Origin of the sequence: Flavobacterium piscinae (assembly GCF_004122145.1) — a bacterium.
Taxonomy (GTDB): domain Bacteria; phylum Bacteroidota; class Bacteroidia; order Flavobacteriales; family Flavobacteriaceae; genus Flavobacterium; species Flavobacterium piscinae.
Window position 1 is genome coordinate 26,024 of the sequence record NZ_SBKQ01000011.1, and the last position, 15,069, is coordinate 41,092.

Genomic DNA, 15,069 nt, shown 5'->3' on the forward strand with positions numbered 1-15,069 from the left:
TATTTTGAAAAGGTATAATAAAAATTGATCAAAATCATTGAGACTATTATCCATAAACATTCAAATTTTAAACTTATAAATTCTTAAAATCTCCTCTAGTTTCAAATTTTAATCAAAATAAAATTACATTAAAATTCATTCTCATAGAAACCAATTCGAATCATTTTTTAAAACAATAATCCCTACTTTTGCACAAACTTTCCAAAATGGATTCACTCAGTCAAATCGTTCTCGGAGCCGCAGTGGGCAATCAAGTGTTGGGCAAAAAGATAGGCAACAAAGCTATTCTTTACGGTGCCATTGTGGGAACCATTCCCGATTTGGATGTAGTGTACGGAAAGTTTTTAGATCCGCTAACGGCAACCGATATTCACCGTGGGTTTAGTCATTCGGTGGTGTTTTTTCTGTTGCTGTCACCCATTTTAGGATGGATTTTTCAAAAACTGGAACATAAAAATAATGTCCGTTTTAATGAAGCGACGGTGTTTGCTTATTTGGGTTTGCAAACGCATGCGTTGTTGGATTGGTTTACCACGTGGGGAACGCAATTGCTTTGGCCCTTGGAAACCCGGTTTTCGTTGCAATCCATTTTTGTGATTGATCCGTTGTATACGATGCCGTTTTTGTTTTTCCTGATTCTTTCGATGAAGAAAAAGAAAGACAATCCCAAACGACTATTTTGGAACCAAACCGGATTAATCGTGAGTACTTCGTATTTGCTTTTCACGCTTTTCGTGCAATCAATCGTCACAAATAAATTTGAAAAGCAATTGAACGAAAATCAAATTTCCTACCAAGAAATAGTGGTCAAACCATCGCCATTCAACATCATTTTATGGACGACCAATGTAAAAGTTGAGAAAGGCTATATGATTGGTGATTATTCTTTTTTTGACACCCAACCGATTCAATTTCAGTACATTCCTATGCAAAAAGAATGGATTGCTCCGATAGAAGAAGAGCCTGTTATTCAGCAATTAAAACGCATTTCGGAAGGATGGTACTGCATTACAAAAAAGGAAAACCAATTACTTTTTAATGACTTGCGATTTGGGGTGATGAATGCGGATTCAACCGATTTTCAATTTTCATTCAGTTATGCTATCAAAGAGCAAAACGGTTTGTATTCCGCAAGTGAGTTGCCGAATAAAAACCGAGCTCAGGCGGAAAAGTTGTTAAAAAAACTTTGGGTGAGGATGTGGGGGAATTAAGGTTGTAGTTTTTTAGATAAAAATTCTGAAATATCATGCGTCCATTCATCTTTATACTTTATCAAATAGTTTTCATGTCCTGCATTCTCATAAATTTTTAATTCTTTTTGGCCTTTTAAGTTTAAGAAAATTTCATCAATTTCTTCCAAACTAACTTTTTTGTCTATCTTTCCGTGCATTAAGAGGGTCGGAATAGTAATGTTTTTGGAATAGTCAGTTGAATTATGTCCAAATCCCCAAAATCCATTTTGAATTCCTCCCCAAAAAACTAAAAGTCCGGCCATTGGAAATGTTGGTACATTCATCGATTCAAATCTTGCTCCAACTGTTTTATACATTGAGCCAAATGGACATTCGATGATAATTCCTTTGGGTTTAATTTCAAAGTCGCTAATCGCTTTCATAATAGCAACAGCTCCCATTGAGGTTCCAAAAAGGAAAATATTTTTTTCACCGATTTGCTTTACATATTCATAACTCGATTTAACTTGTTCGGCTTCTAAAAAACCAATTGTTGTTTGATTTCCTTCTGAGCCACCTGAACCCATAAAATCAACTAAAAATGTATTGAAACCTAAGTCTCTGAAAACTTCAGCTTTGTCTAACATGGATGATTTATTTCCTCCATAACCATGGAAAAGTATAATTGTTCCTTTTGAATGTGATGTTTTGATATCCCAACATTCTATTTCTTTATTGCTTTGAATATAAATTGTTTCAAAAGTTATTGAAGGTTTTTTTTTATTAATGGGTTTTGGATTATTTACTCCAAATAGTATAGTTGAAATTTTCTCAATAGTAGAAAGTTTTGCCGGAGTTTTTGTTTTTTCGGATTTACTTTCAGCAAAGTGAGTGAATTTATAAGAATGAAAAATTGCGATAACGTTCATTAAAATGAAAAGTATTACAAATGTCCAAACTAGTTTCTTTATTATTTTATGCTTTATCAATTGCATTGAGTTTACTGCATAAATCGCACCTCACTAATTTTCCCATCCGTAATCGTATACACCGCAATCGCATATATTTTGGGTTGCGATTTCATAACAACCACTTCTTCATGGTCGATGACTTTGTTGTTTAACACGATTCGGTTAACTAATTTACAATGCAAATCAGGTAATCGGTTGAACATGGAAGTATATTCTTCTCTCATTTTTGCTTTTCCTTCGTACAAAAGCTGATCGGGAAAAGCATAGACTTTTACATTTTCGCTATACGGTTTCAAAAAGGCTTCGATGTCACGTTTGTTATAGGCATCCAATTGTTCTTGGGCTAGGGAAGTAGCTTCTTGTTCGATGGTCGATTTGTCTTGGGCTATACAGAATGAAATATTGAAAAATGCGAGAGCAATCAAAAGTAAATTTTTCATATTCATGGTTTAATTAGTTTTTTGTTTCTTTTTCATCACTATTAAACTTCCGCACAATCGCCTTCAACTTCTCTTTTCTCGCCATTTCTTTCTCCTTCTTCTTGGCTTGCTCTTTATGCAATTTGTCGTTGTGAATTTTGATGTTTTTTGGATTATTTCTACCCATCTTTCAGTAATTTATCAATTTTCACATACCCAATTTCGAGAACATCTTCCTGATTGGATGCTGATTTAGAAATGTTCAACTGGAATTTTTCTTTAAATTGTGGGGATAAAATATCTTCAATTTCATAAATGTCATCCACATCTACGCCGTATTTATCATCAATGTGCGAAGTAGCTCCTTTAAAACCGCAATGTTTGTAAAACGAAGTGGCTTTTGCTTTTTTAATGGCCTCGGCTTTGTTTTGAGCAACGGTGAGCACCTTATAATGGTATTCTTCAAATTCATTTTCTTTGTATCCGCCTAAATTGAGGAAAAATAATTTTTCGGTGTTGCGAACATTTTTCTCCCGTGAAACAACTTCAATTGTATAACCATCCACGCAAGTTACTTTTCGCCAAGCATCAATGTGAATTCTTCCTTTTGCTTCCGGCCAAAAGGCTTTCATATCGGGAACTAAAGCCTTTAAACTTTCGCCAATACCAAAAAAGATATCGTGTTGTTCGGTCAATCGTCCGGGTGGAGTAGCTCCCAGCATCACCATAAAAAGGGTTTGATTTTCTTCCATTTTTCAAAAGTAAGAAAAATAAAATTAGGGCAAATCACTCAAAAAAGATAACTTTGGCATGAGTATTGGATAGAACAAACTATCATTAATCATTAAAAAATAGACGTATGAAAAAAATTACATTCATTTTAGTGTTAATCGGGATGATAACATTACAAAGTTGCGAAGGACCGGAAGGACCTCCGGGAAGAGATGGCTTTACCGTTGAAGCAGAAGTTATCGAAGTAGGAAACGTTAACTTTACCCCACAAAATAATTTTGAGTTTCAAATCTTTTTAAATCCTCCCATCTTACCGGCAGATAAAATTTTAATTTATCGATTAATCGATGTAGATGGCGGACAAGATGTTTGGAAATTATGTCCGGAATATGTGTTTTTTAATGACGGTACATTAAGCCATGCTTACAATTATGATTTTACACGTTCAGATGTACTATTTTATATGGAAGGATTTGATTTAGCCGGACTTTCGCCGGCGGTTCGCACTAATCAAATTTTTAGAGTGGTCATCATTCCGGGTTATGGTTCGAACTTTAGAATGGATTTTAGCAATTATGACCAAGTGATGGCAATGTTAGGACTTTCAGAAGCGAATGTAAAGCCGATTGAAGCTCGTCAATAAATTCTGAATAAATTTTAAATAAATTTTAAAAGGTCTTCCCAAAGACCTTTTTTTGTGCGTTTAATTTGTCTAATTTCGCAGCACTTTTAAATGCAATTATGGATTATCTTTTTATCATTCTTGGGTTGGTATTTTTAGTTTTAGGTGGTGATTGGTTGCTCAAATCGGCTGTGGGTATGTCGCTTCGTCTGAATGTATCCAAAATAGTTATCGGGATGACAGTAGTTTCGTTTGCCACGTCTGCACCGGAATTGATTGTGAGTGTCAAATCGGCTATGGCCGGTTTCCCCGATATTGCACTTGGAAACGTAGTAGGGTCTAATATTGCCAATATCGGATTAATCCTTGGCATCGTGATGATAATCAGTAAAATGAAGGTCGATGAATCGTTCTTTAAAACCGATTGGCCTGCCATGATAGTTTCTTCTTTATTGCTCTACGGAATGCTTCTTTTTGATGGACAGGTCAGTAGAATAGACGGAATAATTTTGTTTGTTTTATTAATTGCTTTTGTTGTTTATCTCATCAAATCACAAAAAAATAAAAACCAAGAAATCGAAATTCCCCTCGAAGAAACCATGAAAATGTATCAAGTAGTTGGGTTTCTAGTCATTGGTGGAGCTGCTTTGTACGGAGGTTCAGAGTTGTTAATCAAAGGAGCGGTTAATGTGGCTCAAACGTTTGGTGTTTCAGATCGAGTAATCGCGGTTACTGTGGTAGCCATCGGAACCAGCATACCGGAATTGGCTGCCTCACTTATTGCTGCCATCAAAAAAGAAAGTTCTATCTCCATTGGAAACGTAATTGGTTCAAATATTTTAAATATTCTCTCTGTACTTGGTCTCTCAGCCATCATCCATCCGATTAAATTAGTAGACAATCGCTTACTTAGCTTCGATATCTTATGGATGTTAGGTTTTGCGTTTATTTTATTGCCTTTGGTTTACCTGCCACAAAAGGGTTTTCTTGACCGCAAAGCCGGTATAATTTTATTGGCAAGTTATATTTTGTTTGTCTATCTCACATTCGCTTAGTTTTCAGGAGCTCATCCAGCTATCCGCTATAACTCCTCGGCCTAAAAACTATTTTTTCTAAGTCTTTTTTGTGGCTTCCGTTGGTCGCCCCAAAAAGCCAAGAAAAAGTAGCTTTTAGTCCTGCGGGGTTTCCACTGCTATCCGGGCTAGGGAAGCAGTGGTCAGTTTGCAGTGGTCAGTTTTCAGTCGCAGTCATCAGTCTCAGTTTTCAGTCTCAGTCTCAGTTTCCAATTTCAAGTCAATCATTTCAAGTTTTCAAAAGCTTTGTGCCTTTAATTCTTCGCAGCAAAATAAGTCGAAGTTTTCAAACAACCTTGTCATCCTGACGCATTAAGAATCTCACCAACTCAGCCTCTCAGCAACTCAGAACTGCCATTTCCTCAAAAAAACCTCCCCATTAATCGATAATTTTTACATTTTATAGATTTTACCCCTAAAAAAATAGGGGTATGATTGTTTTGAAATAAATTTTAAATATATTTGCACCGTAAAATAATATGGTTAAACCTTAAAAAAACAATTTTATGTCAACTTTACGTTTCCAAGCATTAAACGATGCATCAAACAGAAAACCTGTAAAATTTGATGAATCCGGTAGAAAATCTGAACTTTTCGGTTCTAATGTGTTCAATGACAAAGCTATGCGTCAGTACCTTACTGCCGATGCTTACAAAGGAGTAAAAGATGCCGTGCAGCACGGAACAAAAATCGACAGAAAATTAGCCGATTACATTGCTTTAGGAATGAAAGAATGGGCATTGTCAAAAGGAGTAACACATTATACGCACTGGTTTCAACCACTTACCGGTTCTACCGCAGAAAAGCACGATGCTTTTTTTGAAACATCTTATGACGGTTCAGACCCGGTAGAAAAATTCGGTGGCGGACAATTAGTGCAACAAGAACCGGATGCTTCTTCTTTCCCAAATGGCGGAATTAGAAATACTTTCGAAGCTCGTGGTTATACAGCATGGGACCCAACTTCACCGGCATTTATCTTCGGAACAACTTTGTGTATTCCAACGGTTTTCATTTCATATACCGGGGAAGCATTGGATTATAAAACACCTTTATTAAGAGCTCTGAATTCAGTTGACGAAGCGGCTACTGAAGTATGTAAATATTTCGATAAAAACGTTAAAAAAGTAACCGCCACTTTAGGTTGGGAACAAGAATATTTTTTGGTGGATTCAGCTTTAGCCAATTCGCGTCCAGATTTAATGTTAACAGGAAGAACATTACTTGGTCATACCTCTGCCAAAGGACAACAATTAGATGATCATTATTTCGGTTCAATACCTTCAAGAGCATTGGCTTACATGAGAGAATTGGAGGAAGAATGTATGTTATTAGGAATTCCTGTAAAAACACGTCACAACGAAGTAGCTCCCAACCAATTTGAGTTGGCTCCAATTTTTGAAGAGACTAACTTAGCGGTTGACCACAATTCATTGTTAATGGATGTGATGTCAAAAGTGGGCGAACGTCATGATTTTAAAGTTCTTTTCCATGAAAAACCTTTCAAAGGGGTAAACGGTTCTGGAAAACACAATAACTGGTCGATGGCTACCGATACCGGAGTAAATTTATTATCTCCCGGTAAAACGCCAATGAGTAATTTACAATTCTTATCGTTCTTTATTAATACCATCAAAGCGGTTCAAGAATATGAAGAATTGTTGAGAGCTTCTATTGCTACAGCCAGTAATGACCACCGTTTAGGAGCAAATGAAGCCCCTCCGGCCATTATTTCTGTTTTCATTGGAGAACAATTAACCAAAGTCTTAGAGAATTTAGAAGGTGTTTCTAAAGGAAAACTTTCTCCGGAAGAAAAAACAGATTTGAAATTGAATGTAGTGGGTAAAATTCCGGATGTTATGTTAGATAACACTGATAGAAACAGAACCTCACCTTTTGCGTTCACCGGAAATAAATTTGAATTTAGAGCGGTAGGTTCTTCTGCAAACTGTGCTAATGCGATGACAACATTGAATTCTATTGTTGCGAAGCAATTGAGAGATTTCAAAAAAGAAGTTGACGCTCTAATTGAGAAAAAAGATTTAAAGAAAGACGAAGCGATTTTCAATGTGTTGAGAGAATACATCAAAGGAACTAAAAATATCCTTTTTGAAGGGGACGGATATAGCGATGCTTGGGAAAAAGAAGCCAAAAAGCGTGGTTTGAGTAATCACAAAACAACTCCTGCCGCTTTAAAAGCAAAAGTTTCTAAAAAAGCATTGGAATTGTTTGAAGAATTAAACGTAATGAACCACGTTGAGGTGGAAGCTCGCTACGAAATTGAATTGGAAGAATACACAAAAAAAATCCAAATCGAAGGAAGAGTGTTGGGTGACATTGCCAGAAATCACGTAATTCCAACGGCTATTCGTTACCAAAATACATTGATTGAAAATGTTCGCGGTTTAAAAGAAATCTTCGGAAAAGATTTTGAAAAAATAGCGAAAGAGCAAATTTCGTTAATCAAAGAAATTTCAGCTCACATCGAAGGAATTAATTCAAATGTAGAGGCAATGACCGAAGCTCGTAAAAAAGCAAATGCCTTAACCGATGCTCAAAAAATGGCAGAAATGTATTGTGACAAAGTGAAGCCATATTTTGAAATCATCAGAGAGCATTGCGATAAATTAGAACTTTTGGTTGACGACGAAATTTGGACGTTGACGAAATATAGAGAGTTGTTGTTTACGAGATAAATTTCACTCCTTAAGAAGTAGCCACGAATTTCACTAATTACACCGAATTATTTGGTATAATTAGTTTAATTCGTGGCTATACTGTTTTATAAATTTTTCAAATCTATTTGTGTTTTTGTGTCTTGACTTTTTTTAAGAAAAAGTAAATTTATTTTCTTAAAAAGTGACAATATTAAAATAATTTTATATTTTCGTATCGCTTTTGTAAACAAATGCTTGTTTTTAAAAAAAGCAGAATGCCCCAAGCATTAAAAAAATCTAGAAAATATAACCGTGGGAAGTATAGTGGTATTTTAACAGTGAGTTTTCTGTGTTCAAAAATACTACATCAAAATCTTTTTTGATTTTGATCACAACAAAACTAAATTTCCAACAAATTAACACTAAAACGAGTGGGATAACGAAAGTTGTCCCACTTTTTTTTACTTTCATAAAATTAATTAATTGTATTTTCGTTATCCTTAAAAGGAATGATATGAAGTGGATTTTCACAAGTCTTTTGTTTTTGGTTTTTCAATTTTTTTCTGCTCAGGAACAGGTTTCCTATTATTTTGATTCCAATAAATTTGAATTAAAAAATAGTGAAATTCAAAAAGTAAATGAGTGGATTTCAAAAAATCAAGATGTCAAAATAGTGGCGATCAATGGTTATACTGACGAAGATGGAAGCATCGGTTTTAATGATACATTGGCTCAAAAGCGAGTGGATTTTATTTATAAATTAGTAAAAGATAAAGTCAAAATTAGGGATGATTTTAAAACCCGAAGTTTCGGAAAATTACATCAACATTCCGATAACAAAGCAGAAAATAGAAGGGTGACTATTTACTACATCGAAGCAAAAGATTTAGCCAGAGAAGACGAAATTTTAGGTATCAAAAAAGAAGAGATTGCTCCAAAACCTAAACCCAAAAAACAATTTCCGGAAGCTATTGTCATACAAAACCCGAATGGTACCGAATCAACATTTGAACTGAATGTGGAGTTCATGCAACAAGTTGATGCCGCAAAACCCGGCGAAAAATTAAAATTGGAAAACCTTAATTTTCAATTAAATACGTTTGCTATTGTGAATGAAAGTCGCGGAAAATTGTATGAATTATTGATTGTGATGCAACAAAATCCTGAACTTTCTATTGATATTCAAGGCCATTTGTGTTGCATGCCAACGGATAGAACTAATTTATCAACTCAACGTGCCAAAGCAATTAGTCAGTTTTTACGAATGAATGGTATCGAGAATTCGAGGGTTACTTATCAAGGTTTTGGGAGTTCGCAACCCATTTATCCATTACCGGAAAAAAACGAAGAAGAAAGAGCCGCCAATCGCAGAGTAGAAATTGAAATTATTAAAAATTGAGAATAGTACTTTTTTTTAGTTTATGTTTCTCATTTCTTCAAGCTCAAGAATCAAAAACACTATATTTTGATTTTGCCAAAGAAATGCCTAATTCAATTTCTTTAAAAAATTTTGATGAATGGATTTCTTCAAATAACAATATTGAAATTCTACAAATAGCAGGCTATTGCGATTCCGTTGATACGAATTTGTATAACAAAAAACTAGCTTCAAAAAGAATTCAAAGTGTTTTAACTTTATTAAAATCAAATAACTGTATAATTTCCAACAGTTTAATTCAAGAAGTTTTTGGAGAAGATTTTAATCAATCAAAGATTCAAGCAGAAAATAGAAAAGTAACTTTTTTGTATAGAAAAGTGGATGAACCAATTGTAAAAACTGAATTAGAGATAGAAGAAAAGCCTAATGTAGAGTCACTTGCCGAGAAAATTGAAAAGGAAAGAATTTCATTACTGGATAAGTTCGAAAAAGCGAATGTTGGCGATAAAATTGTGATTCATAACATTCATTTTCAATTTAATACTGAAATTATTATCCCGGAATCTGAACCTTTACTCGAACAATTGTTGTTTGCTATGGAATTGAATCCGGATTTAGAAATTAAAGTTTTAGGACATATTTGCTGTAATCCTGATCCAAAGGATACAAAATTATCGTATCGACGTGCTTTGAAAATTTTCAATTATTTGAGAGATAACGGTATTCAACTTCGAAGATTGGCTTACAAAGGTTTTGGAAGTAATCAACCAATTTATCCAATTCCTGAAAAAAATGAAGAAGAAAAAATAGCCAATCGCAGAGTAGAAATTGAAATTGTAAAAAAATGAAATCATCAGTCTACTTTTTCCTAATTTTATTTTATGTTCCATTTTTTTCTCAGGAAAAAGTGGATATTTTTTTCGATTTCAATAAAGCGAACCCCAATTCCAATTCTATTCAAGTTTTGAATGAATGGATTAAACAAAATCCAACGGCCGAAGTTTATAAAATGGAAGGATATTGTGATACAGTAGATTCCAAAATGTATAATTTAAAATTAGCCGAGCGACGAATTCATACGGTCGAAACTATTTTAAAATTGAATAAAATCAAAATATTAGAAAAACTAGAGAGAATCCCTTTTGGCGAAGAGTTCGATTTTTTATTAAACCAAGATGAAAATAGAAAAGTGTCCATCTTTTATCAAATAACATCCATAAATTCATTTTCCGAAAAGGTAAAAAATGCTAAAGTGGGTGAATTTTTAAAGTTAAAAGGGTTGAATTTTTATAACATGAGCGATGTTATTCTTCCCGATTCGAGACCAATTTTGGAAGAATTACTTCAAATCATGAAGGATAATCCAACCTTAAAAATTGAGATTCAAGGACATATTTGTTGTAAAGAAATTGAAGTTGAAGATATTTCCATCAAAAGAGCCAAAACAGTTTACAATTATCTTTTGTCCAACGGAATTTCAGAAAGTAGAATTAGCTACAAAGGATTTGCATCCACACGACCTATTTATCCGTTACCGGAAAAAAACGAAGAAGAACGCGTGGCTAATCGCCGGGTTGAAATTCTCATTCTTGAAAAATAATGATTTCTCATTGTTTTTAAATTGTGACATTTTCACATTAATCCTATCTTTGCCCAACACAACAACACAACTATGAGTTCGGATACCAGCAAACGTTATGCACTTCGGGGAGTTTCTGCCGCCAAAGAAGACGTGCATAACGCCATCAAAAACATTGATAAAGGTTTATTTCCTAAAGCTTTTTGCAAAATTGTTCCCGATTATTTAACCGGAGATGAAGACTATTGTCTCTTAATGCACGCAGACGGTGCAGGAACAAAATCGTCTTTAGCGTATTTATATTGGAAAGAAACCGGAGATAGTTCAGTGTGGAAAGGAATTGCTCAAGACGCGTTGATTATGAATATTGATGATTTACTATGTGTTGGGGCAACTGATAATATTATGCTTTCTTCTACCATTGGAAGAAATAAAAATTTAATTCCGGCTGAGGTTATTTCTGCCATCATCAATGGAACAGAAGAATTAATTCAAGAATTGAAATCATTTGGAGTAACGATTCATTCCACCGGTGGCGAAACGGCTGATGTAGGTGATTTGGTGCGAACTATCATTGTTGATTCTACCGTAACTGCTCGCATGAAACGCAGTGATGTAATTGATAATGCCAACATTCAATCCGGAGATGTAATTGTTGGATTAGCTTCATTCGGACAAGCCTCTTACGAAAAAGAATACAACGGCGGAATGGGAAGTAATGGCTTAACTTCTGCTCGTCATGATGTTTTTGCAAAGTATTTAGCCGAGAAATATCCGGAAAGTTTTGATGCCGCCGTTCCTTCTGAATTGGTTTATTCCGGTCAAGTAAAATTGACGGATGAAGTAGAAAACAGTCCGATTGATGCCGGAAAATTAGTGCTTTCGCCAACACGTACCTATGCTCCAATTATCAAAGCGATTTTAAAAAAATATTCGTCCAAAGAAATTCACGGCATGGTGCATTGCAGTGGTGGAGCACAAACGAAGATTTTACATTTCATTGATAATTTACATATTATCAAAGATAATTTATTTCCGATTCCGCCTTTATTTAAATTGATTCAAGAACAATCCAAAACCGATTGGAAAGAAATGTATCAAGTGTTTAATTGCGGTCACCGAATGGAATTGTATGTTCCTGCTGAAATCGCCAAAGACATTATCGAAATTTCAAAATCGTTCAACGTCGATGCTCAAATTGTCGGTCGAGTAGAAGCATCCGAACATAAAAAATTAACCATTAGCAGTGAATTTGGTACATTTGAATACTAATTCATTTACCTTTAACCTATTACCAATAACCAATTACCATAAAAAAATGGACTTACCAAAATTCGTTTTAGCAGACAATACCGATTATCCCGATGATATCTTTGTGATTCATCTAGATTATCCACGTTTTTTAATAAATTTAAAAGATGACGAAGTAGAATTTCTTGAAGAAATTGACGAAGAAGACGAAAAAGAATTAGAAACCGAAATGGAAAAGCTAATTGAATTAGCAGGAGCTTTTTATGACAGAGAAATGGAACGATATGAGGAGTAAAAAATGCCGTTTTAAATTCTAAAACGGCATTTTATAGTAATTCCAATTGCTTATACCTATTCTCCATTAAACTCAAATACTTTATTTTATATTCGTCACGTACAAAACTTTTTGCCAAAACGGCTTCCATTTCAGGTTTGGCATACACAAAGAGTTCCAGCGTATTGTCCAATACTTTTTTGCTTAAACCACAGTTTTCATAAGCAACTAAAAAATCATTGTATTTCAATTTTCTTTTTTTAGCATTCAAAGTCAGAGCCAATTCTTCGGTATCAGCCGGATTGACCAAGGCTGTTGGGACCAAATCATAAGCCGGACACAAACTTAAACCTTGACCTTCTCTTTCCAACAAAGAAAAATTCTTCAAATGCATATCGGAATTTCCGGTAAAAAAGCTAAACAATACTTGTTCATAAAAATTACTGACATCCAAAAGCGGCGTACTCGAATAGTTCAAAACCAATTTAGCGACTTGTTCGTGACTTCCTTTGTATTTATCTTCCGTTAATCGTTCACTCAACTGACACATGTCTTCCATGTGAAGTTTGGTTTTTCGAGTTCTATCTACACGTTTGGTGATGTAGCAAAGCGTTCTGTCTTGTAATTTCACCAAACTGTGAGGAACTACTTTTATTCCACAAACATCAGCCATATGCATCGTAACACTTTCCAGTTCCGGTAATTGTTCATATTGTTCAGAAGGGGGTTTGAGTATATAATCGCCATAAAGGCCAACGATGGTGAGTTTTTTGGTTAAATTTTTTTCTTCTTTTCGGAATAAACTCAACGAAACTTTCGCTTGAACGCCTGTAACCGCCATTTGACTTTGGATAACTTTTGAAGCTAACTCCTGCAGATTATCCAGGTTGTAATTGAGTTGTGGTGTTTTTAACTGTCCAAAAAAACGTTTGTTGCAGGCATCATGAAAATCGGAAGAAGGATCAAAAAGTGGTTCATAGCAATACAAGCATCTTTTGCCATAAAAAGTTCTTGGTTCTTGAACTTCTAGGGTAGGGTTTTCTAATCGTGCTAAATATTTCTTTTTATAGTTCTTCATTTTTTACAACACTAACCGCTCCAATGCAATCTTTACAACAGGTGAGGAGCAAACCCATTCGGTCTTTATAGTTTATTTTCCAATTTTTTTCGGCAAGGTCTAATAGCCATCCTTCGGGAATTAAGCCATCAAAAAAAGCAAATAGTGTTTTACTTTCATATGTTTTTTCAGTTAATGGTAAAGTGAGACTAACCGCTTCAGCTTTCTCACTTTTTAAATAATCGGAATCATATTGAAATACATAGCCGTGATCAGTTTCTGAAACTGTTCCGCAGTAGCTGTTTTTCATATATACTTTTCCGCTTCTATTCATTTGTCAGTAGTTTTTCTCTGTCCATCGGAATTGGCCCTAAGGTTTCTCCAAATAAGCGTAAAACATCATTTACTTTATCCATTCTCAACGTGCTTTTTCCTTGTTCTAAATCCCGCACAAATCGCAATCCTACTCCGGCTTTCAGGGCAAGTTCAGGTTGCGTAAGTTTATTTTGCTTACGTTTTAGTTTGATGTGCTTACTCAAATCGGTTAGATTTTCTCGCATATTTATACCTTTTAAGTTACAAATATACAAAAATATCGTAAAATCACACCACATAAGGTATATTTTTAAATTTTATCGATATTTTATACCTTTTATAGTATAAAAATTAAAATATTTCTAATTTTGAATTAGATAAGGTATAAAATTAAGGCTTATTTAAAGTAAGTTGAAAGTAATTCCATCGCTGCCGCAAAAGGTGAAAGCGTATTGTTTTGCACGGCTTTTTTCTTTTCGTTCAAGTGTTTAGAAATTTCAGGATGGGTATAAAAATGATTTTTCAATTGTTCATTAATCGTCTCCATCATCCAATATTGATTTTGCTCTTGTCTTTTCTCTTGAAAATAGGCATTGGATAGTGTCAATTCCAAATAATCTGAAATGGTTTTCCAAACTTCATCAACTCCTTCTTTGGTTATTGCACTACAAGTAGAAACTGTTGGCATCCAACCTGATTTTTTAGCCGGAAAAAGATGCAATGCTCGGTTGAATTCGGTTTTAGCTAATTTTGCTTTTTTGATGTTATCGCCATCGGCTTTGTTGATAACGATGGCATCGGCCATTTCCATAATGCCGCGTTTGATACCTTGCAATTCGTCGCCGGCACCCGAAATTTTTAATAACAAAAAGAAATCAACCATGCTGTGAACGGCGGTTTCACTTTGACCTACACCCACCGTTTCGATAATGATGGTATCAAATCCGGCTGCTTCACAAAGAATTATGGTTTCTCTGGTTTTTCGGGCAACTCCGCCCAACGTTTCTCCCGAAGCTGAAGGCCGAATGTAGGCATTTTTGTCTTTGACCAATTCTTCCATTCTGGTTTTGTCGCCCAAAATGCTTCCGTGAGAAATAGTACTACTCGGATCAACAGCCAAAACAGCCACTTTTTTACCTAACAAAGTTAAGTGTTTTCCAAACGCTTCAATAAACGTACTTTTTCCAACGCCGGGAACACCCGTAATTCCAATACGAACGGACTTATTGGCATGTGGTAAACAGCCATTGATTACTTCATTTGCTTTGGTTAAATGCTCGGGATTGGTGCTCTCTACTAAGGTAATGGCTCGGCTTAAATCGGTAATATTTCCTTTTAAAATTCCTTGAACTAACTCTTCTGCAGTACTACTTTTTCTACGGAATTGTTGAATTAGCTTAACGGAATTAGAATTGACCGTTTCCGGTTGCATTACACCGTCTTTCTCCTGCAAAGCAGATGTTTTTGAAGATTTTTGAGCCACAACAATTTAATTGAAAGGTAAAGTTACAAAAAAGAAAAATGTATTGGTTTATTTCAATTGTTTTTATGCTCAAAAACGTATTTTTG

General features: G+C 34.8%; 17 protein-coding genes. 9 read left to right on the top strand and 8 right to left on the bottom strand.

The genetic code is table 11. The features are described 5' to 3' along the window. Positions 1-206: 206 nt before the first annotated feature. Positions 207-1,211 (top strand): metal-dependent hydrolase, encoded by a 1,005-nt coding sequence (locus tag EQG68_RS10985; protein WP_129464940.1) that lies wholly within the window; start codon positions 207-209, stop codon positions 1,209-1,211. Here the strand turns inward: EQG68_RS10985 and EQG68_RS10990 are convergent. The 4 genes from EQG68_RS10990 to EQG68_RS11000 form a co-directional block, all read right to left on the bottom strand. Then, the gene (locus EQG68_RS10990; protein ID WP_246011723.1) at positions 1,208-2,101 is read right to left on the bottom strand and encodes an alpha/beta hydrolase; all 894 of its coding nucleotides are present in this window, start codon (positions 2,099-2,101) and stop codon (positions 1,208-1,210) included. The two genes, EQG68_RS10985 and EQG68_RS10990, sit on opposite strands and share 4 nt — an antisense overlap. Before the next feature lie 71 nt (positions 2,102-2,172). Further along, positions 2,173-2,583 (bottom strand): nuclear transport factor 2 family protein, encoded by a 411-nt coding sequence (locus EQG68_RS10995; protein ID WP_129464942.1) that lies wholly within the window; start codon positions 2,581-2,583, stop codon positions 2,173-2,175. Between the two features lie 13 nt (positions 2,584-2,596). Further along, positions 2,597-2,749, bottom strand: coding sequence for a hypothetical protein (locus EQG68_RS15070; RefSeq protein WP_164975438.1), 153 nt, complete (start codon positions 2,747-2,749; stop codon positions 2,597-2,599). Further along, positions 2,742-3,314, bottom strand: a complete 573-nt coding sequence (locus tag EQG68_RS11000; RefSeq protein ID WP_129464943.1) for a DUF1543 domain-containing protein — start codon at positions 3,312-3,314, stop codon at positions 2,742-2,744. The genes EQG68_RS15070 and EQG68_RS11000 overlap by 8 nt, the downstream gene beginning before the upstream one ends. A gap of 107 nt (positions 3,315-3,421) precedes the next feature. Here EQG68_RS11000 and EQG68_RS11005 point away from each other — a divergent pair, with 107 nt between their 5' ends. From EQG68_RS11005 to EQG68_RS11040, 8 genes are all read left to right on the top strand, one after another. Continuing rightward, positions 3,422-3,937, top strand: coding sequence for a hypothetical protein (locus tag EQG68_RS11005; RefSeq protein ID WP_129464944.1), 516 nt, complete (start codon positions 3,422-3,424; stop codon positions 3,935-3,937). 98 nt (positions 3,938-4,035) lie between these two features. Continuing rightward, positions 4,036-4,971, top strand: coding sequence for a calcium/sodium antiporter (locus EQG68_RS11010; RefSeq protein ID WP_129465046.1), 936 nt, complete (start codon positions 4,036-4,038; stop codon positions 4,969-4,971). Between the two features lie 524 nt (positions 4,972-5,495). Continuing rightward, positions 5,496-7,685 carry a glutamine synthetase III family protein gene (locus tag EQG68_RS11015; protein ID WP_129464945.1) on the top strand — a complete coding sequence of 730 codons (2,190 nt, stop codon included), beginning with the start codon at positions 5,496-5,498 and terminating at the stop codon, positions 7,683-7,685. 475 nt (positions 7,686-8,160) lie between these two features. Then, on the top strand, positions 8,161-9,045 hold the full coding sequence (locus EQG68_RS11020) for an OmpA family protein (RefSeq protein ID WP_129464946.1): 885 nt from the start codon (positions 8,161-8,163) through the stop codon (positions 9,043-9,045). Then, complete coding sequence (locus EQG68_RS11025) at positions 9,042-9,872, top strand: OmpA family protein (protein ID WP_129464947.1); 831 nt, start codon at positions 9,042-9,044, stop codon at positions 9,870-9,872. The genes EQG68_RS11020 and EQG68_RS11025 overlap by 4 nt, the downstream gene beginning before the upstream one ends. Then, complete coding sequence (locus EQG68_RS11030) at positions 9,869-10,624, top strand: OmpA family protein (RefSeq protein ID WP_129464948.1); 756 nt, start codon at positions 9,869-9,871, stop codon at positions 10,622-10,624. Before EQG68_RS11025 ends, EQG68_RS11030 begins: the two co-directional genes overlap by 4 nt. A gap of 72 nt (positions 10,625-10,696) precedes the next feature. Further along, entirely contained in the window at positions 10,697-11,875 is a 1,179-nt protein-coding gene (locus EQG68_RS11035; protein ID WP_129464949.1) for an AIR synthase related protein, read from the top strand. A 46-nt stretch (positions 11,876-11,921) separates the two neighbouring features. Then, entirely contained in the window at positions 11,922-12,149 is a 228-nt protein-coding gene (locus EQG68_RS11040) for a hypothetical protein (RefSeq protein ID WP_129464950.1), read from the top strand. A gap of 31 nt (positions 12,150-12,180) precedes the next feature. Here EQG68_RS11040 and EQG68_RS11045 read toward each other — a convergent pair whose 3' ends face one another. From EQG68_RS11045 to meaB, 4 genes are all read right to left on the bottom strand, one after another. Further along, positions 12,181-13,206, bottom strand: a complete 1,026-nt coding sequence (locus EQG68_RS11045) for a HipA domain-containing protein (protein ID WP_129464951.1) — start codon at positions 13,204-13,206, stop codon at positions 12,181-12,183. Next, positions 13,193-13,519 (bottom strand): HipA N-terminal domain-containing protein, encoded by a 327-nt coding sequence (locus EQG68_RS11050; RefSeq protein ID WP_129464952.1) that lies wholly within the window; start codon positions 13,517-13,519, stop codon positions 13,193-13,195. Before EQG68_RS11050 ends, EQG68_RS11045 begins: the two co-directional genes overlap by 14 nt. Beyond that, entirely contained in the window at positions 13,512-13,745 is a 234-nt protein-coding gene (locus tag EQG68_RS11055) for a helix-turn-helix transcriptional regulator (protein ID WP_129464953.1), read from the bottom strand. Before EQG68_RS11055 ends, EQG68_RS11050 begins: the two co-directional genes overlap by 8 nt. 152 nt (positions 13,746-13,897) lie before the next feature. Continuing rightward, positions 13,898-14,983, bottom strand: a complete 1,086-nt coding sequence (gene meaB, locus EQG68_RS11060) for a methylmalonyl Co-A mutase-associated GTPase MeaB (RefSeq protein WP_394343614.1) — start codon at positions 14,981-14,983, stop codon at positions 13,898-13,900. Between the last annotated feature and the right edge of the window lie 86 nt (positions 14,984-15,069).

What these genes read in the sequence shown, in the direction of transcription:
- EQG68_RS10985 (WP_129464940.1), top strand. Translation starts at nt 207, where the DNA reads ATGGATTCACTCAGTCAAATCGTTCTCGGAGCCGCAGTGGGCAATCAA.
- EQG68_RS10990 (WP_246011723.1), bottom strand. Translation starts at nt 2,101, where the DNA reads ATGAACGTTATCGCAATTTTTCATTCTTATAAATTCACTCACTTTGCT.
- EQG68_RS10995 (WP_129464942.1), bottom strand. Translation starts at nt 2,583, where the DNA reads ATGAAAAATTTACTTTTGATTGCTCTCGCATTTTTCAATATTTCATTC.
- EQG68_RS15070 (WP_164975438.1), bottom strand. Translation starts at nt 2,749, where the DNA reads ATGGGTAGAAATAATCCAAAAAACATCAAAATTCACAACGACAAATTG.
- EQG68_RS11000 (WP_129464943.1), bottom strand. Translation starts at nt 3,314, where the DNA reads ATGGAAGAAAATCAAACCCTTTTTATGGTGATGCTGGGAGCTACTCCA.
- EQG68_RS11005 (WP_129464944.1), top strand. Translation starts at nt 3,422, where the DNA reads ATGAAAAAAATTACATTCATTTTAGTGTTAATCGGGATGATAACATTA.
- EQG68_RS11010 (WP_129465046.1), top strand. Translation starts at nt 4,036, where the DNA reads ATGGATTATCTTTTTATCATTCTTGGGTTGGTATTTTTAGTTTTAGGT.
- EQG68_RS11015 (WP_129464945.1), top strand. Translation starts at nt 5,496, where the DNA reads ATGTCAACTTTACGTTTCCAAGCATTAAACGATGCATCAAACAGAAAA.
- EQG68_RS11020 (WP_129464946.1), top strand. Translation starts at nt 8,161, where the DNA reads ATGAAGTGGATTTTCACAAGTCTTTTGTTTTTGGTTTTTCAATTTTTT.
- EQG68_RS11030 (WP_129464948.1), top strand. Translation starts at nt 9,869, where the DNA reads ATGAAATCATCAGTCTACTTTTTCCTAATTTTATTTTATGTTCCATTT.
- EQG68_RS11035 (WP_129464949.1), top strand. Translation starts at nt 10,697, where the DNA reads ATGAGTTCGGATACCAGCAAACGTTATGCACTTCGGGGAGTTTCTGCC.
- EQG68_RS11040 (WP_129464950.1), top strand. Translation starts at nt 11,922, where the DNA reads ATGGACTTACCAAAATTCGTTTTAGCAGACAATACCGATTATCCCGAT.
- EQG68_RS11045 (WP_129464951.1), bottom strand. Translation starts at nt 13,206, where the DNA reads ATGAAGAACTATAAAAAGAAATATTTAGCACGATTAGAAAACCCTACC.
- EQG68_RS11050 (WP_129464952.1), bottom strand. Translation starts at nt 13,519, where the DNA reads ATGAATAGAAGCGGAAAAGTATATATGAAAAACAGCTACTGCGGAACA.
- EQG68_RS11055 (WP_129464953.1), bottom strand. Translation starts at nt 13,745, where the DNA reads ATGCGAGAAAATCTAACCGATTTGAGTAAGCACATCAAACTAAAACGT.